This window comes from Pseudoalteromonas fenneropenaei (assembly GCF_042643375.1).
Taxonomy (GTDB): Bacteria; Pseudomonadota; Gammaproteobacteria; order Enterobacterales; family Alteromonadaceae; genus Pseudoalteromonas; species Pseudoalteromonas fenneropenaei.
Genome location: NZ_JBHRSD010000010.1, coordinates 168,019 through 185,508, shown reverse-complemented (window position 1 = coordinate 185,508; position 17,490 = coordinate 168,019). Strand labels below are relative to the sequence as shown.

Here is a 17,490-nt window from a genome sequence, read left to right as displayed (position 1 = left end):
GAAAAATGAAGTCATGAATGATGTTCTGTTATTGATAATCAGCTGTGCGCTACTTGGCAGCGTAGTGGGATTTTTGGCTGGTTTATTGGGTATCGGCGGTGGGCTTATTATCGTCCCTGTGCTCAGCAGCTTATTGTTGAACTTTCAGATTGTCGAAGCAGATCAAGTCATTGTTGTCGCAATTGCGACCTCGCTGGCGTCAATTTTATTTACCTCCACCTCTTCAGCGCTCGCTCATCATCGCAATGACAACATTCCTTGGCAGATTGCACCTTGGGTGATGGGCGGGGTCGCACTCGGCGCCTTGCTGAGTGGTTTTTTTGCCGCTTGGCTCCCAGAGCAAGCTGTGCGGATCATCTTTTGCGTGAGTGTGATTGCCATCGCGCTGCGGATGATTTTTAGCAAAAGTCATCAAGAACATCAAAAGCCATTACCATCGGGCGGCCTGCTTGGCGCAATCACTACCCTAATGGGAAGCTTGTCAGCAATGATAGGTATAGGTGGGGGCGCATTAATAGTACCGCTGCTGAGCCATTTTTCGGTAGATATGAAAAAGGCCATAGGCTGCGCCGCTGCTTGTGGCATCGTAATCGCGTTATTTGGCTCGGTTGGGTATGTATCTTCAGGTTGGCAGCATTTTGCGTGGCAAAATGGCTTTGCTGGGTTTGTGTATTTACCAGCTTTGTTTGGTATTATCGTCACTTCTTGGTTTATGGCGCCGTTAGGTGCAAAAGCAACGCAACATTGGCCTGTTAAAGTAATCAAGCGAATTTTTGCGGCTTTGTTGGTCGTGATAGCAATTAGAATGTTAATGAGTTAAGGAACAGTAATGGCTTGGCAATTTCCTGAAATTGATCCGGTGATCTTTTCGATAGGGCCTCTTAGCGTACGCTGGTATGGTCTGATGTATCTAATAGGGTTTGTTTTTGCGATGTGGTATGCCAATCGGGAAGCACAAAAACCAGGTTCCTCTTGGAGCAAAGAGCAAGTCAGCGATTTGCTGTTTTACGGCATGCTCGGGGTAATTTTAGGTGGCCGAGTGGGCTATGTACTGTTTTACCAGTTCCAGTATTTCCTAGAAAATCCGATGTATTTATTCCGAGTTGACCAGGGCGGCATGTCTTTTCATGGTGGGGCACTCGGGGTTATTTTAGCCATAGTGATTTTTGCTTGGCGTAATAATAAGAAGCTGCTACAAGTAGGGGATTTTGTCGTGCCTATGGTACCAGTTGGTCTCTTAGCGGGACGCATTGGTAACTTTATCAATGGCGAATTATGGGGCCGAGCAACTGATGTCCCTTGGGCTGTGGTATTTCCAACCGGAGGTCCGGTAGCACGTCACCCTTCGCAGCTTTATGAAGCATTTTTAGAAGGCTTAGTGCTACTGATTATATTGCTATGGTACAAACGTAAATCACCGCCAGCGGGTGCCTTAGCGGGTCTATTCTTACTTGGCTATGGGGTATTTCGCTTTACGGTTGAGTATTTCCGTGAGCCTGATGCTCACATTGGCTTATATGCTGGTATAATCTCGCAAGGACAAATTTTATCTTTACCTATGGTTGTGGCTGGGCTGGGACTGATGTTGTTTGCCTGCCGTCGACCTAAAGCTGCAGTTGAGCACAAAGCATGAAACAGTATTTAGAATTAATGCGCCATGTTAAAGAACATGGGACAAAAAAAGAAGACCGCACAGGTACTGGCACCATTAGCGTATTTGGTTACCAAATGCGCTTTAACCTGCAAGAAGGTTTTCCGCTAGTGACCACCAAAAAGTGTCACTTAAAGTCCATTATTCACGAATTACTGTGGTTCCTAAAAGGTGAGACCAATATCGCCTATTTACAGCAAAATGGTGTGAGTATTTGGAACGAATGGGCCACTGAAGACGGTGAGCTGGGGCCTGTGTACGGTGCGCAGTGGCGTTCTTGGCAAGGCGCAAACGGTGAAGTGGTAGATCAAATTGCTGAACTGATTGAACAAATCAAAACCAATCCTGATTCGCGGCGTTTAATCGTCAGTGCTTGGAATCCCGCTTTATTGCCGGATACTCGGTATTCACCGCGCGAAAATGCCGCTATGGGTAAGCAAGCGCTACCGCCTTGCCACACCTTATTCCAGTTTTATGTGCTAGATGGCAAACTATCGTGTCAGCTGTATCAACGCAGCGCAGATATTTTCCTTGGTGTGCCGTTTAATATTGCCAGCTACGCGCTGCTGACGATGATGATTGCGCAGGTTTGCGACCTAGAATATGGAGATTTTATCCATACTTTTGGCGACGCGCACTTGTATTTAAATCATTTAGAGCAAGTAGATGAGCAACTGTCACGGACCCCATTTGCCAAGCCAACGATGCGTATCAACCCAAATGTAAAGTCGATTTTTGATTTCACATTTGACGATTTTGAGTTGGTGGATTATCAAGCCCACCCTCACATTAAAGCCCCTGTGGCGATTTAGGAGAAATCATGAAAGCGGTGATCCCGGTTGCTGGATTAGGCACGCGTATGTTGCCTGCGACCAAAGCTATTCCCAAAGAAATGCTACCTATAGTCGATAGACCTTTGATCCAATACGTGGTCAATGAAGCGGTGGCTGCGGGAATAAAAGAAATCGTGTTAGTAACACATTCAAGTAAAAACTCGATTGAAAACCATTTTGATACCAGCTTTGAATTAGAAGCTACGCTAGAAAAGCGGGTAAAACGGCAACTTCTTGCCGAAGTACAAAATATTTGCCCTAAAGGGGTCACTATTATTCATGTTCGCCAAGGCGAAGCGAAAGGCTTGGGACATGCAATTAGTTGTGCTGCACCTATCATAGGTGACGAGCCTTTTGTGGTGATTTTGCCGGACGTTTTGATTGATGAAATGGCCAGTGACCTGAAAAAAGACAACTTAGCAGAAATGGTTGCGCGTTTTAAACAAACTGGCGCCAGCCAAATCATGGTTGAGCCGGTCGCACATCAAGACGTAGATAAGTTTGGTATTGCTGATATTGGCAATGTTGCGCTTAAACCAGGTGACAGTGCTGATTTGCAGTCTGTGGTGGAAAAGCCAGCGTTAGAAGATGCCCCATCAAACCTTGCTGTGGTGGGTCGTTATGTACTGAGCAAATCATTGTGGCCACTATTAGCAAAAACGCCTTTAGGTGCAGGTGGTGAAATTCAGTTAACTGACGCCATTGCGATGTTAATGCAGGAAGAACAAGTACAAGCCTATGCGATGAAAGGCAAAAGCCATGACTGTGGTAGTAAAATTGGGTATTTGTGCGCAAACGTTGAATATGCGTTGCGCCGACCTGAGTTTGCGGCGGATTTAAAAGCCCATCTCACCAACTTATTGCAAAAAATGTAAGACCAAAGGGCGCTCAAGTAGCGCCCTAACTTTTTCATTCCATACCTTGTGATTTGAAATTGCAGCAGTGTTGGCTGCGCTCCCTGAGCCCAATCAAAAATATATCTCTGTGTTACTTGCCAGCCTAGCTGCAACGCCAAGTCATATGGGGAACTTCCTTCTTAGTTTTGGCGCACTTCTTGCTTTCTATTTTGAAAAGTGACGAGAGTGGTGCTATGAATCAACCGCATTTCAAATGGCTTGCTTTGCTTGCAGTGTTAAGCTGCTTGCAGGCGTGCACAATTACTTCTGAGCCTGTAGCAAAGCGCGAGCCAACGGCGGTTGCAACTATGGCCGCTTACGATTTACACAGCTACGTCGGTGTATTGGCGGCCCAGCTCAGTGATCTAGCGGGTATGGTTAAAACCAGTGAGCGTATCGCTATCACCAGTTTTTATTTTACCTCAGGTGTAGATAAAGCGTTGGCAACAGGTATGGGGCAGGGCTTAAGCCAGCAGATTCAGGAAAGTTTAATGACCTATTTTGCGCAAATGGGCTATCAAACGACCGAATATCGACTTGAGAACGCTATTGTTTTGCATCCCTCAGCCGATAGTATTCTTACTCGTGACGTGACGCAATTGCGGGCCCGTCAAAATATCGGCTTTGTCATCACTGGGACTTTGACTGAACAACAGCACGCCTATGTGGTCAATGCTAGACTAGTTAATTTGCATGATGGCTTGGTGATGTCAGCGGCCACCACTGAGATCCCAAAAAACGTAATGTGGAGCAGTGAACGCGTACAAATGCGTGAAGGCACCATCTACCGAACAGAATATTAAGCGGAGAATGTAATGAAACACGTGATGACAACGATTGCACTGGCGCTGGTGGTTTCTGGTTGTACCGCATTACAGGGTAATAATCAGCTGACATCTGGTGCACAATCACCTGGTTTTGTTGATGGTGTGCGCGATGTTGCGGCGCCTAATAATAACTTTCAGTCGTTGGCGGTTAAGCAGCAAGCGCAGCAAGTGAATAGCGTTTATTCAGGTAAAAACATTAATCACTATATTCGCGCAGTGATGCAAGACCTAGTGACCAACCTGCAATATGTCAATCAAAAGACCCCAATTGCAGTGGCGAGTTTTGTCTATTTAGATGCGGATTTTAACAGTACCACGTTACTGGGTAATCAAATTGCGGAAGGGTTTGTCCACGAGCTACATCAATTTGGTATTCCTGTAATTGACTTTAAAACCACAGATTTTATGCGTATTACGCCGCAGGGCGATTTTGTGTTTTCGCGAGATTATCTTGAACTATCACAAGATATGCCATTTCAATATGTTATGGCTGGCACCTTAGTGAATCACACCGATGGTGTGCTGGTCAATGCGCGTGTGGTGGGGATCAATAGCAAAGCTGTGGTGGGCACAGCGCAGGGATTTATTCCGCAAAAAGTGATTGATGAGCTGAACAGCAAAGATGAACTGGACGGCGTGACCTTAAAGCGGGGAATGTAATATGAAGCAGCTGAGTCTAGGTGTGGTTGCCTTGTTGTTATCTGGCTGTTTGACTACAGTCAATATTGACAACCAACATACCGCGCCGCAAGTGATGAATAACGCGCCTGCACCAATGCTAAACCAGCAGCTGGTGGAGCCGGAGGCCGAGCCGCCTGCCCAGTACACCTTTACACCTAGAAAACATCATAAGCAATTAAATGATTATATTGAGCAACTGGCGTTAACCTTGTCTGATTCGATAGCCGCGAGTAACGACCCCACTATCGCAGTGACCTCGTTCGTGGAGCTTAATCAGTCTTTGCAACATACCAATCAGTTAGGCAACCAACTTTCTGAAGGATTAATGAGCGCATTGCAGCGCTTCGGTTTTATTACTGTCGATTTTAAAGTGATGAATGATATCAAAATCACTGACCGTGGCGATTTTGGTTTTTCTCGGCAATTAAGTGAATTAAACCATGATTTACATGCTGACCATGTTTTATCAGGCTCTCTTATCTATCGCCAGCAAGGCGTAGAGATCCAAGCTCGGGTGGTTAATTTGAAAAGTAAGGCGTTAGCCGCGAGCGCCAGAACGGTGGTGCCTTACTACGTGTTACAAGATATCGCTTTGTAATACGACCTTAGCTTAAGATAGAATAAAACCGCCAACTTTTGGCGGTTTTATTCTTTTAGTGAGAATGTTACAGTTTGACTACTCACACTTAGATATCGCTTGGCAACATGTTAAAAATCACTCTTGAACAATGGCGTATGTTTCGCGCAGTGGTTGAGTTTGGTGGCTTCAACCAAGCTTCAGCACAGATCCATAAAAGCCAGTCCAGTATTCATAATGCAGTTGGTAAGATTGAAGCGGCACTTGAGGTTAAATTATTCCGTATTAATGGCCGTAAAACCATCCTGACTGAAGCTGGAGAGCTGATGCTGCGGCGCGCCAATTTCTTGCTTGATGAAGCCGCCAAAGTTGAAGCCATCGGCCATACCTTGGCGCAAGGCGTGGAAACACACTTACGTATCGCCGTTGATGAAGTTTTTCCGCAAGCGTTATTATACAAAGTGTTAGATAGTATCTCAGCGCAGTTTCCACTGCTGCGAATTGAGTTAATGGAATCGGTATTAAGCGGTGCCAGTGAATTACTCGACAGTATGCGAGTCGACATTGCGATTTCTCCATTGACCAACAATGATGGATTTAATGAGGAACTGTGTGAAATTGAGTTCGCAGCGGTCGCGAGCCCAACCCATGCGCTGCATGTTTTAGGGCGCGATTTAACACTGGAAGACTTAAAAGCTGAACGCCAAATCGTGGTTCGAGATTCTGCTATCAGTAAAAAAAGTGATTCTGGCTGGCTTGGGGCTAATCAGCGTTGGACGGTTAGCCACATGCGTACGTCAATTGATATGATCCGCAGCGGTTTTGGTTTTGCTTGGTTACCGGTGAGCGCTATCGCCACTGATCTGGAAACTGGGATATTAGTGCCGCTACGTTTAAATCAAAATGCCCGCCGCAGCGCCAAGCTTTATTTATTGTTTAAAGATGGCGACCGCTTAGGACCTGCTGCTCGCGCATTTTTGGGCGAGCTGAGATATCAATGTATGCAATTTTTTGATTGATGTACTTGCAAGTCAAGTTGCATGGATTAGCCTTAATACTTTGCTTACATGCAGCGTAGTGTGATAACTATAGAGCTGGCTGAGAAAGTAATTCTGTTCCATGAAAAGGATATTGTGTGAGTCGTTGTTTATCCCATTGCATGTTAATTGCTGCTTTTTTATTGAGCGGTGCTGCGTATGCAGTTCCAACTAAAATAAAAATTTATCACAATCCATCCGTAGGTGTACAAACAGAGGCTTTAGTTTTCGAAGCAGTGCGCAATTTGCTGCCACAATATTCACTTTTTGAAGAGGAAGCCAGTGTTGATAGGGCGCTTAAAAATGTGCAGCAAAAAGATGGTTTGTGTGTGCGCAATTTACTTAAGAATAAAGAAAGAAGCGAATACCTCCTTTTTTCCGAACCCCTGACGTATTTTCTTGGGCTTAATGTCTACGCATCGCCCAAATTAATTGATACCCAAACACACACATTTGCTTCGCTGCAAGAACTATTTGCTAAGCAGCCAAATTGGGTATTGGGAGTGGAAAAAGAACGTTCTTATGGTGATGCAATTGATAATTTGATCCGCACGCTGCCAGCAAAACAACTTTATCGCAAAGACGGAAGTGAAAACGAAGCCCAAATGCATGCCATGTTAGTGGCTAACCGCATTGATATTCTCTTTGAGTATCCTTCAGTTATTGCGTATCACAATAGTTTTAAAGCACTTCTCAGAGAAAATCAGCCTATCGCTCTGGCAGTTACAGAGATAAGTCCGCTTGCTTCTGGGCGGATCGCATGTATTGATACACCTGAGACTCGGGCGTTTCTGGACGATTTTAATACGCAACTGAAACAGCTTTATAATACATCGCAATTTATGGAGTGGCACCTCAATTACATATCGCCAAGTTTACATGCTCAGTTTCAACACGCATTTTCGTTGCTAAAAAGCAATTAATCCTACCTAGAATGCGATTTTGACTAGCGGAAAAGCTACGTCAGTACATTGATTTTTATGCCCATTTTTAAAGTGAGGTATGGAAAAAAGCGGTGAACATTGATATTTTAAGGGGCGATGGTTTAAGTCCCCGTGGCACAGCTGGATAGCGCAATCCCCTCCTAAGGGATAGGTCGCAGGTTCGAATCCTGCCGGGGACGCCAGCTTAATTCAATATGGTTTGCCTGGGCATAGCCAACATAAGCTTACGTTACTGCTCCTGCGATTAAAGATTAAATTCATCACCTTCTGGGGTGTTAATCAACACAATATCGTTGAGTTGAATATTACTCAGCGGGCGCTTGTCGATATTGACCGCAATCGCACTTTGCTGATTCACTTGTGTAACGCGCAGTTGGGTTAGGGTATTGACGCCATGAGTATAGCGGCCGCCAAACTGGTCGGTGAGGTCATTACGGTGTGCAATGGTCAATAGTTGACCCTCATTGATGCCATGAATGCGACCTAAATTCAGCACGATTTTGTCGCTATCTAGATGTAAAATCTTGCCTTTGGTTGGTAAACATTGCACTGCCGCTGAAAGGTCGTAGCTGACTTTATTGAACATCTCTTGCACTTTCTCACCATAATCACTACGCCAAAAACGGTTGCTGTTGACGTCGATGATATCGGTTTTAGCAAATGGCCAATTTCCTTCAGTGACGTAGTTTTGTTGCCAGAGTGGCTCCATAGTGAGCGCATCATATAACGCAAAATTGGCCTTAAAACTGCGCTTATAGGAGTCATTTTGCCAAAACGCGTAATCACTATTTTGTTTATCGCCCGCTGCGATATCGGTGATTTGGCTCAGCAGTACATATTGACTATTGCTGCGTGCTGCTATTTCTTCGATAAGTCCGCCATTGTAGTCAAACTGCTGACTGAAAAAGGCACTGACATTAATTGGTTGTGCTAGATAGGGCACGGGTCGTACAGCCATATTACGACCTTGTAAGGTATCATAAAGGCGTCTAGATGCTGCTTCTGGAATGTCAAAAATTTGTCCCATCCGCGCTTGTTGGGGCCTTACAAGTTGACTGCGTGTAACCGCAATTTGCTTATTAAATAGCGATTGTTTGCACTGGTTGTGAGTTGCAAAAATATCAAGATGCAGTGTCACGGAAAACTGGCCAGATTCTTGGCGCTCTTCAATTAGGCTGATTTGTTGAATTTCGCCGTGAGATTTGATTTTTAACTGATCTTGCGCCAAAACACCGTCAGCCACAGTTTGAATACTGCTTACAGAGGCCCCGGAGAAGATCAGCGCCTGACGAATGGCGTCTTTTACTGCGGCAGAGCGGGCTTTTGCGATATCACCATCATCAATAGTGGCGTATCCTGTCGATTCAAACCACTCAGCATTGGCTGTTTGGCACACCAAGAGCGCCAGTAAAGCGAATGAAGTTCGACAGCCGCGAGTGGTTTTCAAAGAAGGTGCCTGCATAGCAAATCTCTCGTCATGTTAGTGCATTTTAGCATGATTAAAGCAAAGCGTGTGCCACTGTTTATTGGCATAGCGTTTGCTTAATTAAATCAAGTTAGATTGGGAGCATCCTCATGGTAAAGTTTAGACTTATTTCACTGTTGGCACTGGGACTATTGTCGACGGCTTGTAGCTCAGTGTTTGACAAACACGTTGAATACAGTGTTGTTGAGCCAGATACTTACCCTGTGCTGCGTGCAGTTGGTTATGCGCCTTTAAAAGCGCAGCCAGGAGACTCAGAGACTGAGCGGATGTTAATGGCAATCAAAGCGTCCAAGATTGAAGCGTATCGGGAGCTTGCAGAGCAAGTGTACGGGCAAAAGCTAGGTTCAAATTTGACTGTGAAAGGTGCAGTGACACAAAACGATGTATTGCGAGGTCAAGTGCAAGGCATGATCCGAGGTGCCAAGGTAGTGAAAAGCTACGCAGTGGGTGATGTTTACACCACAGAGCTGGAACTCGACATGAAACGCGTATTTGACCTGTACATTACTGAGATAAAACCACGTAAAGTAAAACGTGTGACTTATTATTAACTGTGCTATTAGACGTCAGTGAATGTGTTGGCATTGCGTAAGTCAATTAGTAAATAGAATACGTGAGTGTCTTGAGAGCAGCGTTTTATTATTCTGTAAGTTTAAACTGCCATTATGAAAAAAGGAGCCTTGGCTCCTTTTTGCGTATTCAAGTATTAGGTGTTTGCGGCACTATTGATCAATATTGCGGTATTGCGGTATTGCGGTTGGTGTGCATATGACGGTAAATAATGCGCCAAGGAGTGAGTTCAATCTGGGTAAATTGCACTGCGATTTTACATTCTGCTTTAAGCTTTTAAATTTCGTACTAGGCCACTTTCACCGGTAACTACACTGCCACCTTGGTCATAAGTGACAGAAGTCGGTGCACCGATCAAAATCGACTTGAGCTGCTGAACACTCAAATGAGCCTGTCGTGCGGCATGAGCGTTGACTTCATTTTTTTGCTGGCAATCAGCTAACTTTTTGCGGATAGCCGCAATACTTGCCGTGATCTCTTCACTGTTAAGTACCTCAGCAGAAAACGCTGCTATTTCTTTATCTAAGCGTTGAATCGCATTTAACAAGTTGAGTTTATTACGTGCTAAGTCCTTTAAGCCATCACCGTTACGAGAGGCTAAGCTATTAAGCTCCTCATCCAGTAACAGCGCTAATTCATCAAGCTGCTCTGCCTGTTGATTTAGCTTGTGGGCACAAAGGACTTTTGGATCAGCCATACAAATTAAACTCAAAGGCCGCGATGTTCTTCGCTAACTTTTCAGAATCTATCTGGTATTTGCCTTCGCTGATGGCTTTTTTCAGCTCTTCCACTTTTTTACTGTCAAAGCCTGAAGACTGCTGCGCTTTTTCGTGTACAGTTTTCAGTTGTTGTGCTTGTGGCGTCAGGCTTACAGAATCACTTGCCGCTTTTGGCGTGGCAGGCGTTTGTGGTGCGCTACTACGATTCGCTTCCTGACGTTGTAAGTCTAACTTTTGCTGCTTGGCATTATTGAGCACACCCGTGCCGGATTGCCCATTGTTGATATGATTGACCATGATATTAAAATCCAGATTACCCAGCTTAACTTTGATATCGGCTGCCACTTGCGATACTTTAGCAAATTTTTTATAAATTCACCTCAACAGATTCCACTCCTGTGACTCGTGCTCGCAAGGTCTTGCCAGAACGTGCATTTTTGACCGATACCAACTCGCCTAGGTTTCCGTCTTCTAACGCTATCCCTGTGGTTTTAATGCTCAGAGTAGCCTGATTTGCTTCAATTGTCACGTTGTCACCTTTGCATACCATGCATATTTGCGACGTGGCGATGGCAATACCTTCTGAAATCGTTCTTTTACTGCGACTGCCAACTAAAGGCTCTACATTGTCAAAATAGCTGGCGCGGGCAAATTGTTTTGGTTTATACACCAGTTCAAGCACATCACGGGTGATGAGCTCACCGCGCGCCAAACTTTTATTGGCAATCACCATAGGAACTAATTCTTCAATGCGAACGTGGACATATTGAGTCCAATTTATTGTATCTGGGCACTTAAGTTGCACTGTAACCTGCCGATTAAAAGGAGGTGCACTCGGCGTTGATAATTCCAGTGGTGCTTCGCAAGATTTTTCGACATTGCGCAGTTCAAGCGGCAAAGCACGTATTTCGATACGTAGATTTGGGTCCTCAATGAGCTGATTGGCGATGAATTGTTCAGCCTCTTGCTCAAGCGCTTCTGGTCTATAGGTTTTCGCGTAACCTTGTGTCATTATTGAAAAACCCGCAAAAAAATAAATTAACTGCGGCCATCCGGATTTTTTTAACACACTCATATTGTTTCGACTATGCTTATGGGGTGAAACAAGGTATAAAGATTGTGCGTCAATTCTCTGACGCCAGCAAGTAGATCTTTATCATACCTGATAGGTTAAGCAATGATCGTTCCGGCGCAGTTTGTAAGGTAGGAGAAAGAGATGGCAGGTATTTTAGACTCTGTAAACCAACGTACGCAGTTGGTTGGGCAGAACCGCCTAGAATTGTTACTGTTCCGGCTTCGTGGTCGGCAACGATTTGGCATTAACGTTTTTAAAGTCCGGGAAGTCCTGCAGTGTCCACCATTGACCAACATGCCAAAAAGTAACCCTTTTGTGAGAGGGGTTGCACATATCCGTGGACAAACTATCTCTGTTATTGACATGTCTATGGCAGTCGGTGGGCCGCCAATTGAAAATATTCGTGATTGCTTCATCATCATTGCTGAATATAACCGTTCTGTGCAGGGCTTTTTGGTCGGTGCGGTAGAGCGCATCGTGAATATGAATTGGGAGAAAATTATGCCGCCACCTTCAGGTGCCGGTCGTTACTCCTATTTAACCGCAGTTACGGAAATTGAAAATGAACTGGTCGAAATATTGGATGTGGAGAAAATCCTCAACGAAATTTGCCCAGTGAATACCGAAGTGAGTAAAGAAATCGTCTCTGATGGGGAAATGCAAAAAGACCTCGGAGAGCGTATTGTCTTTATCGCTGATGATTCCGCGGTAGCGCGTAACCAAGTCAAACGTGCTCTAGAACCGCTTGGGGTGCAAACGGAGACTGCAAAAAATGGTCGCGAAGCGCTGAACCGCTTGCGTGAAATTGCCAAATTAGATTGCAAAAACAACATTACTGAGCGAGTGGGGCTATTAATTTCTGATGTTGAAATGCCAGAAATGGATGGCTATACCTTAACCGCTGAAGTGAAAGCTGATCCTAAACTTGCACCGCTGCATGTGATCCTGCATACATCGCTAAGCGGCGTGTTCAACCAAGCTATGATAGAGAAAGTGGGTGCGGATGATTTTATTGCCAAGTTTAATCCAGATGAACTGGCATCAGCGGTGAAAAAATGGGTTCATTGTGATTAATGTACGGCGGTAGACTTTGGAAAATAAGCATTTAGAACAAAGTGAATACGACCAGTTTCGGACCTTTTTAGAGCAACAGTGCGGAATTGTACTGGGCGATAATAAGCTGTACCTAGTGAAAAGCCGACTTGCGCCACTCATGGCTCGATTCAATGTGGCGTCTTTGTCACAGCTGGTCGCAAAAACCTTAAGTCCTCATGAGCGGCAATTACGTGCCGCTGTAGTGGATGCAATGACAACCAACGAAACTTTGTGGTTTCGTGACCAATACCCGTTTGAATTACTCAAGACCAAGATATTTCCTGAGTTTAGTGAATTGCGCAGACCGATTAAGATCTGGTCGGCAGCCAGCTCATCTGGACAAGAGCCTTATTCAATTGCAATGTCGGCCAGTGAATATCAGGCAAAAAATTTAGGTGCATTAAAAATGGGGGTGCAAATTACCGGCACTGACATCTCTAACACTATGTTGGATATGTGTAAAAATGCTGAGTACGATGCATTGGCATTGGCACGCGGATTATCACCTGAGCGAAAGCAAAAATTTTTTACTGATAGTGGTAATGGGATGGCCCGTGTTGTTGACCCAATCCGCCGCATGGTGAGTTTTCGCCATCTGAACTTACTTGATTCTTATGCGTTACTAGGCAAATTTGATGTGATTTTTTGTCGCAACGTATTGATTTACTTCTCTCCAGAGGTAAAGGCAAAAATCATCGCGCAATTTGCTCAGTCTTTGAATCCTAAAGGCTATTTGTTTTTAGGGGCATCTGAGTCAATGGCGGGATTAAGCAACGAGTTTGAAATGTTGCGTTGTAATCCTGGCATTATCTACCAAAAGAAAACCTGATAGCCGGCAAGAGAGTAAATCCCCATGAGCATAGGTCAACTATGTGAATGGGGTGCGCAAACGTAGCTAACACTGCTAAGTCTCTAATTAAGCCAAGTATCCTCATGCGCTAGGTTAGTTGCTGTTAAAGCCAGTCGCTGAAAAAGCTTTCGGCTTTTAGCTTTTGATGCCGTTATGTGACGCGATATGTTGCGTTTAATTCATTGTGCACCACTAATTAAACTTTACCAACGCAGCTAAATGACTGCTTTCCCAGTAATTATAAAAAGCGGCAAAGGTTTGCCTTGTCTCTTTCTTCCACTTAATACAGCAGTCAATCAATTTATTCTCGATTGTGGCCCACAATTTGCTTAATACAACCAGAGTCAAATTTTTGGAGTAGCGAATATGGCGATCAGTTTCGATAAAGCGTTGGGTGTTCATCCACATGCGATGTTGATCCGCTCGCAGCGTGCTGAGCTGTTAGCGAGTAATATCGCCAACGCGGATACCCCTGGCTATAAAGCGCGCGATGTAGATTTTGCCGCGGCAATGAAACAAGCCTTGAATAAGCAACAAGGCGGCAATCATATGTCGATGACAAACGAACGGCATATCCGAGGTGGTTCATCGTTGGTGGGGTCTACAGAATTATTTCGCTCTCCAAATCAAGCAGATACGGGTGATGGTAACTCGGTGGATGTACAGGTGGAACGAAACTTGTATATGCAAAATGCATTAGAGTATCAGGCCAGTTTGCAATTCTTAGGTGGCAAGTTTAACAGCCTTAAGAAGGCACTCGGTGGTCAAGGAGCTTAATCATGAGTCTATATAACGTTTTTGACATTGCTGCATCTGGTATGAGTGCTCAAAACATTCGCCTAAATACCACCGCGAGTAACATTTCTAACGCGAACAGTATCAGTTCAAGTCAAGATAAAGTTTATCGTGCGCGTCAGCCAGTATTTGCCGCTGAGCTAAATAAAGCAGCGGGTTTTCAAAACGGTAATTTAAGTCCTTCGGTAGGTGTTAAAGTACTGGGCATTGTGGAAAGTGATAAACCACTACAAGTGGAATATAACCCGAATCACCCAAGTGCGGACAAAGACGGTTATATCTACAAACCCAACGTTAATGTTGTAGAAGAAATGGCTAACATGATTTCGGCTTCACGCTCTTATCAAACCAATGTGCAAGTGGCAGATGCGGCTAAGCAAATGCTGACTAAGACCCTTCAGCTTGGCCAACGCTAGGAGTTAAATTATGAGTGATGTCGCTTCAACCAATACCAGTTATTTAGATTCCTTACGTTGGCAAGATAAGAAGGTCGCAACGTCAGACAAGAAAAGTGATGCCTTAACGCAATCAGACTTCTTTGCTTTGTTAACCCAACAACTGTCGTTTCAAGACCCGAGTAAACCGGCAGACAACGACCAAATGATAGCGCAGATGACTTCCTTTACCATGGCGGAAGGGATCTCAAACTTAAACAGTAAGTTTGAAGCTTTGAGTGCCTCGATGACTTCAAACTCGGCATTACAAGCATCTGCATTGGTCGGCAAGAAAGCACTACTTGAGTCTAACACTTTAGAGATGTCTGAAACTGGCGTAGGTAAAGGTTCGATTGTGGTGGAAAAGCCAGTCGACCAGTTATACCTCAACGTTTATGACAGTGCAGGTCAATTAGTACGCCGCATTGATTACGGTGCAAAAACCGAAGGTGCGGTGCGTTTTGAATGGGATGGACTAAACGACAATAAAGAGCGCGTCCCTCCCGGCCAATATACATTAAAAGCAGAAGGTAACATGAATGGTCAATATACCAGTTTACCTACTGCAACATTTAAAAACATTGATAGTGTCAACATTAACGGTTCATCAGGCATCATAGTGAATACTTCCCTAGGCGCAGTGAGATTAACCGATATCGCAGAAATAGCTGGCTAATGTGTTCTGCAACAAAATAATTGAGGTGAGTATATGAGTTTCAATATTGCTTTAACTGGTTTGGCTGCGGCACAAAAAGACCTAGATGTGACGGCAAACAACATAGCTAACGTAAACACTACGGGCTTTAAAGAGTCACGCGCGGAGTTCGCGGATGTGTATGCAGCATCGGTATTTAGTTCAGGAAAAACCAAAAATGGTGACGGTGCGCAAACGACGACTGTGGCACAACAATTTCACCAAGGTTCGTTAAAATTCACCAGTAACTCTTTGGACTTAGCTATTACCGGTGAAGGTTACTTTGCGATGGCAGAAGAGTTTGGTTCGCAAGATTATGCCTATACTCGTGCTGGTGCATTTAAGTTGAACAAAGATAACTTTATTGTTGATGCTGCAGGTAACTTCTTACAAGGTTTCCCAGTTGATCCGAGCACAGGTAATAATACTTCGGTGAGTTTAAGTACCGCTAGTGCGATTCAAATTCCTGACGCTTCAGGCTCGCCGCGCGCAACAACGAATATCTATTCGTCATTTAACTTAGACTCGCGGATGACGCCACCGACTCTGCCTTTTGACCCAACAGCTGCGGCAACGTATAACAGTTCTACTTCAACGACTGTCTATGACTCACTGGGTGAGCCACATGTGTTGCAAATGTTCTTTGTTAAACAAACACCTGATGCAGCTGCTACCCCTCCGGTACTAGACAACGAGTGGGCTGTGTATGCAACGATGGACAAAACGCCGTTGATGTCAGATGGTACACTAAATAACACTACACCTTTGACACCTATTTCACAGTTCCGTTTTGACTCGAGTGGTTTGCCACAAGCGACAAAAACATTCACAGGTTCTCCTGCGACCATCACTGTAGCTGCTAATACAGGGACGACTTTCAATCCACTGTCATTACCTGGTGGTACAGGTACTGGTTTATCAACATTACTTAGTAATGGTGCGACTTTCCCAGCAGCGGTGACGATGAATTGGCGCGATGAAGCAAATACCTCAAACAAAACACCTACTCAATACGCCAGCCGTTTTGAAGTCAAAGCGCTTGAGCAAGATGGCGCGACGGTAGGTCGTCTATCAGGTATTGATATCGGTACGGATGGTAAAATTGTGGCGTCATATAGTAACGGTGATACCTCGTATTTAGGTCAAGTTGCTATGGTGCGCTTCCCGAACTCACAAGGTTTACAACAAGTTGGTAATACCTCTTGGAAGAAAAGCTTAACCTCAGGTGAGCCCATTGCTGGGGAGCCGGGTTCAGGCACTTTAGGTGCAATAAACTCTACTGCACTTGAACAATCCAACGTTAACTTGACCAACGAACTGGTTGACCTAATTAGTGCACAACGTAACTTCCAAGCGAACTCAAGAGCGTTAGAAGTGAACTCGTCGCTGCAGCAAAGTATTCTACAAATCCGTTAATTCGGATATACCCAGCAAGCCGCCGCCAGGCGGCTTTTTTCTTCCTAAATATTGTGCTTATTAAAGCGTCAAAATTTTTTGGTACGGTCCTTGCTTTATTCTCAATAAGACGATTTTTGAGGTAACAAGTTATGGACAGAATGCTATATGTCGCCATGTCAGGTGCCAAGCAAAGCTTGCGTGGCTTAGCGTTAAAAGCCAATAACTTAGCAAACGCCAATACCATAGGTTTCAAAGCCGATTTCGCGCAGGCGCGTTCAATGCAAGCATTTGGTGAAGGGTTGCCGACCCGCGTGTTTGCCATGCAAGAGAGGCCAGGCACGAATACCATGGGTGGGGCAATTACTGAAACCGGCCGAGACCTAGATATTGCCATCAGCGGCAAAGGTTGGCTGAGTGTGCAGGATGTTTCCGGTGAAGAAGCGTATACCAAAGTGGGGACGTTAAATATAACCCCAGAAGGCGCACTTATCACCAGCCATGGCCGTCAAGTTATTGGCGAAGGTGGGCCGATCATTCTGCCAATTCCTATTGATAAAATCGTGATAAGTCCAGATGGTGCTGTGCAGGTAAGACCCCAAGGCGCGCCAGCTAACTTCTTAGAAGTCGTAGACAGAATTAAAGTGATTTCGGCTGACAACAATCAGCTGGAAAAAGGCAATGATGGTTTATTTCGGCCGAAAAAAGATGCGTTAGAGGATGGTGCATGTGGATTTTGTGAAATCGCACCGGATATCAAGATTGTCAGCGGCGCGTTAGAGCTCTCTAACGTAAACCCAGTACATGAGATGGTAGATATGATCAACCATCAACGGCAGTTCGAAATGCAAGTGAAATTGATGAAGTCCGCAGAAGAAATTGATGAGCGTCACACCTCATTACTGCGTTTGGTCTAATTGAGTAAGAGGAA

The 17,490-nt window shown here is 44.7% G+C and carries 21 protein-coding genes and 1 tRNA gene; 18 read left to right on the top strand and 4 right to left on the bottom strand.

Going from position 1 to position 17,490, the window contains the following annotated elements; all coding sequences use genetic code 11:
* Positions 1–13: 13 nt before the first annotated feature.
* The 10 genes from ACFOEE_RS05020 to ACFOEE_RS04975 all read left to right on the top strand — a co-directional run bounded on the left by ACFOEE_RS05020 (position 14) and on the right by ACFOEE_RS04975 (position 7,628).
* The gene (locus tag ACFOEE_RS05020; protein WP_377121544.1) at positions 14–820 is read left to right on the top strand and encodes a sulfite exporter TauE/SafE family protein; all 807 of its coding nucleotides are present in this window, start codon (positions 14–16) and stop codon (positions 818–820) included.
* A 9-nt stretch (positions 821–829) separates the two neighbouring features.
* Positions 830–1,633 (top strand): prolipoprotein diacylglyceryl transferase, encoded by an 804-nt coding sequence (lgt, locus tag ACFOEE_RS05015; protein WP_377121542.1) that lies wholly within the window; start codon positions 830–832, stop codon positions 1,631–1,633.
* The gene (locus ACFOEE_RS05010; protein WP_377121540.1) at positions 1,630–2,463 is read left to right on the top strand and encodes a thymidylate synthase; all 834 of its coding nucleotides are present in this window, start codon (positions 1,630–1,632) and stop codon (positions 2,461–2,463) included. Before lgt ends, ACFOEE_RS05010 begins: the two co-directional genes overlap by 4 nt.
* An 8-nt stretch (positions 2,464–2,471) precedes the next feature.
* The gene (galU, locus tag ACFOEE_RS05005; protein ID WP_377121538.1) at positions 2,472–3,359 is read left to right on the top strand and encodes a UTP--glucose-1-phosphate uridylyltransferase GalU; all 888 of its coding nucleotides are present in this window, start codon (positions 2,472–2,474) and stop codon (positions 3,357–3,359) included.
* A 215-nt stretch (positions 3,360–3,574) separates the two neighbouring features.
* Complete coding sequence (locus ACFOEE_RS05000; protein ID WP_377121536.1) at positions 3,575–4,183, top strand: FlgO family outer membrane protein; 609 nt, start codon at positions 3,575–3,577, stop codon at positions 4,181–4,183.
* A gap of 12 nt (positions 4,184–4,195) precedes the next feature.
* On the top strand, positions 4,196–4,867 hold the full coding sequence (locus ACFOEE_RS04995; RefSeq protein WP_377121534.1) for a FlgO family outer membrane protein: 672 nt from the start codon (positions 4,196–4,198) through the stop codon (positions 4,865–4,867).
* 1 nt (position 4,868) lies between these two features.
* Positions 4,869–5,486: a FlgO family outer membrane protein gene (locus ACFOEE_RS04990; RefSeq protein ID WP_377121532.1), complete on the top strand. Its 618-nt coding sequence runs from the start codon at positions 4,869–4,871 to the stop codon at positions 5,484–5,486.
* A gap of 107 nt (positions 5,487–5,593) precedes the next feature.
* Positions 5,594–6,484: a LysR family transcriptional regulator gene (locus ACFOEE_RS04985; protein WP_377121530.1), complete on the top strand. Its 891-nt coding sequence runs from the start codon at positions 5,594–5,596 to the stop codon at positions 6,482–6,484.
* Positions 6,485–6,600: 116 nt separating this feature from the next.
* Positions 6,601–7,425, top strand: a complete 825-nt coding sequence (locus ACFOEE_RS04980; RefSeq protein ID WP_377121528.1) for a hypothetical protein — start codon at positions 6,601–6,603, stop codon at positions 7,423–7,425.
* A gap of 126 nt (positions 7,426–7,551) precedes the next feature.
* Positions 7,552–7,628, top strand: a tRNA-Arg gene (locus tag ACFOEE_RS04975).
* A gap of 62 nt (positions 7,629–7,690) precedes the next feature.
* On the opposite strand, the gene ACFOEE_RS04970 is transcribed toward ACFOEE_RS04975, so the two are convergent.
* Positions 7,691–8,908, bottom strand: coding sequence for a flagellar assembly protein FlgT (locus ACFOEE_RS04970; RefSeq protein ID WP_377121526.1), 1,218 nt, complete (start codon positions 8,906–8,908; stop codon positions 7,691–7,693).
* Positions 8,909–9,021: 113 nt separating this feature from the next.
* Here ACFOEE_RS04970 and ACFOEE_RS04965 point away from each other — a divergent pair, with 113 nt between their 5' ends.
* Entirely contained in the window at positions 9,022–9,483 is a 462-nt protein-coding gene (locus tag ACFOEE_RS04965) for an LPP20 family lipoprotein (protein WP_377121524.1), read from the top strand.
* A gap of 287 nt (positions 9,484–9,770) precedes the next feature.
* Here ACFOEE_RS04965 and flgN read toward each other — a convergent pair whose 3' ends face one another.
* From flgN to flgA, 3 genes are all read right to left on the bottom strand, one after another.
* Entirely contained in the window at positions 9,771–10,199 is a 429-nt protein-coding gene (flgN, locus tag ACFOEE_RS04960; protein ID WP_377121522.1) for a flagellar export chaperone FlgN, read from the bottom strand.
* Positions 10,192–10,518, bottom strand: a complete 327-nt coding sequence (flgM, locus tag ACFOEE_RS04955; protein WP_377121865.1) for a flagellar biosynthesis anti-sigma factor FlgM — start codon at positions 10,516–10,518, stop codon at positions 10,192–10,194. Before flgM ends, flgN begins: the two co-directional genes overlap by 8 nt.
* Positions 10,519–10,588: 70 nt before the next feature.
* A complete protein-coding gene (flgA, locus tag ACFOEE_RS04950; RefSeq protein ID WP_377121520.1) occupies positions 10,589–11,233 on the bottom strand; it encodes a flagellar basal body P-ring formation chaperone FlgA in 645 nt (214 codons plus the stop codon).
* A gap of 204 nt (positions 11,234–11,437) precedes the next feature.
* Between flgA and ACFOEE_RS04945 the strand changes: the two genes are divergently transcribed.
* From ACFOEE_RS04945 to ACFOEE_RS04915, 7 genes are all read left to right on the top strand, one after another.
* A complete protein-coding gene (locus ACFOEE_RS04945) occupies positions 11,438–12,370 on the top strand; it encodes a chemotaxis protein CheV (RefSeq protein WP_377121518.1) in 933 nt (310 codons plus the stop codon).
* A gap of 16 nt (positions 12,371–12,386) precedes the next feature.
* Positions 12,387–13,220, top strand: coding sequence for a CheR family methyltransferase (locus tag ACFOEE_RS04940; protein WP_377121516.1), 834 nt, complete (start codon positions 12,387–12,389; stop codon positions 13,218–13,220).
* 387 nt (positions 13,221–13,607) lie between these two features.
* The gene (gene flgB, locus ACFOEE_RS04935) at positions 13,608–14,018 is read left to right on the top strand and encodes a flagellar basal body rod protein FlgB (protein ID WP_377121514.1); all 411 of its coding nucleotides are present in this window, start codon (positions 13,608–13,610) and stop codon (positions 14,016–14,018) included.
* A 2-nt stretch (positions 14,019–14,020) separates the two neighbouring features.
* Positions 14,021–14,452, top strand: a complete 432-nt coding sequence (gene flgC / locus ACFOEE_RS04930) for a flagellar basal body rod protein FlgC (RefSeq protein WP_377121512.1) — start codon at positions 14,021–14,023, stop codon at positions 14,450–14,452.
* A gap of 10 nt (positions 14,453–14,462) precedes the next feature.
* Positions 14,463–15,146: a flagellar hook assembly protein FlgD gene (locus tag ACFOEE_RS04925; RefSeq protein ID WP_377121510.1), complete on the top strand. Its 684-nt coding sequence runs from the start codon at positions 14,463–14,465 to the stop codon at positions 15,144–15,146.
* 33 nt (positions 15,147–15,179) lie between these two features.
* Positions 15,180–16,580, top strand: a complete 1,401-nt coding sequence (gene flgE, locus ACFOEE_RS04920; protein ID WP_377121508.1) for a flagellar hook protein FlgE — start codon at positions 15,180–15,182, stop codon at positions 16,578–16,580.
* 131 nt (positions 16,581–16,711) lie between these two features.
* Positions 16,712–17,476 carry a flagellar basal body rod protein FlgF gene (locus tag ACFOEE_RS04915; protein ID WP_377121506.1) on the top strand — a complete coding sequence of 255 codons (765 nt, stop codon included), beginning with the start codon at positions 16,712–16,714 and terminating at the stop codon, positions 17,474–17,476.
* The last annotated feature ends 14 nt before the right edge of the window (positions 17,477–17,490 follow it).

Excerpts from the sequence above, each read along its gene's own strand:
- ACFOEE_RS05020 (WP_377121544.1), top strand. The coding sequence starts at position 14 with ATGAATGATGTTCTGTTATTGATAATCAGCTGTGCGCTACTTGGCAGC.
- lgt (WP_377121542.1), top strand. The coding sequence starts at position 830 with ATGGCTTGGCAATTTCCTGAAATTGATCCGGTGATCTTTTCGATAGGG.
- ACFOEE_RS05010 (WP_377121540.1), top strand. The coding sequence starts at position 1,630 with ATGAAACAGTATTTAGAATTAATGCGCCATGTTAAAGAACATGGGACA.
- galU (WP_377121538.1), top strand. The coding sequence starts at position 2,472 with ATGAAAGCGGTGATCCCGGTTGCTGGATTAGGCACGCGTATGTTGCCT.
- ACFOEE_RS05000 (WP_377121536.1), top strand. The coding sequence starts at position 3,575 with ATGAATCAACCGCATTTCAAATGGCTTGCTTTGCTTGCAGTGTTAAGC.
- ACFOEE_RS04995 (WP_377121534.1), top strand. The coding sequence starts at position 4,196 with ATGAAACACGTGATGACAACGATTGCACTGGCGCTGGTGGTTTCTGGT.
- ACFOEE_RS04990 (WP_377121532.1), top strand. The coding sequence starts at position 4,869 with ATGAAGCAGCTGAGTCTAGGTGTGGTTGCCTTGTTGTTATCTGGCTGT.
- ACFOEE_RS04985 (WP_377121530.1), top strand. The coding sequence starts at position 5,594 with ATGTTAAAAATCACTCTTGAACAATGGCGTATGTTTCGCGCAGTGGTT.
- ACFOEE_RS04970 (WP_377121526.1), bottom strand. The coding sequence starts at position 8,908 with ATGCAGGCACCTTCTTTGAAAACCACTCGCGGCTGTCGAACTTCATTC.
- ACFOEE_RS04965 (WP_377121524.1), top strand. The coding sequence starts at position 9,022 with ATGGTAAAGTTTAGACTTATTTCACTGTTGGCACTGGGACTATTGTCG.
- flgN (WP_377121522.1), bottom strand. The coding sequence starts at position 10,199 with ATGGCTGATCCAAAAGTCCTTTGTGCCCACAAGCTAAATCAACAGGCA.
- flgM (WP_377121865.1), bottom strand. The coding sequence starts at position 10,518 with ATGGTCAATCATATCAACAATGGGCAATCCGGCACGGGTGTGCTCAAT.
- flgA (WP_377121520.1), bottom strand. The coding sequence starts at position 11,233 with ATGACACAAGGTTACGCGAAAACCTATAGACCAGAAGCGCTTGAGCAA.
- ACFOEE_RS04945 (WP_377121518.1), top strand. The coding sequence starts at position 11,438 with ATGGCAGGTATTTTAGACTCTGTAAACCAACGTACGCAGTTGGTTGGG.
- flgB (WP_377121514.1), top strand. The coding sequence starts at position 13,608 with ATGGCGATCAGTTTCGATAAAGCGTTGGGTGTTCATCCACATGCGATG.
- flgC (WP_377121512.1), top strand. The coding sequence starts at position 14,021 with ATGAGTCTATATAACGTTTTTGACATTGCTGCATCTGGTATGAGTGCT.
- ACFOEE_RS04925 (WP_377121510.1), top strand. The coding sequence starts at position 14,463 with ATGAGTGATGTCGCTTCAACCAATACCAGTTATTTAGATTCCTTACGT.
- flgE (WP_377121508.1), top strand. The coding sequence starts at position 15,180 with ATGAGTTTCAATATTGCTTTAACTGGTTTGGCTGCGGCACAAAAAGAC.
- ACFOEE_RS04915 (WP_377121506.1), top strand. The coding sequence starts at position 16,712 with ATGGACAGAATGCTATATGTCGCCATGTCAGGTGCCAAGCAAAGCTTG.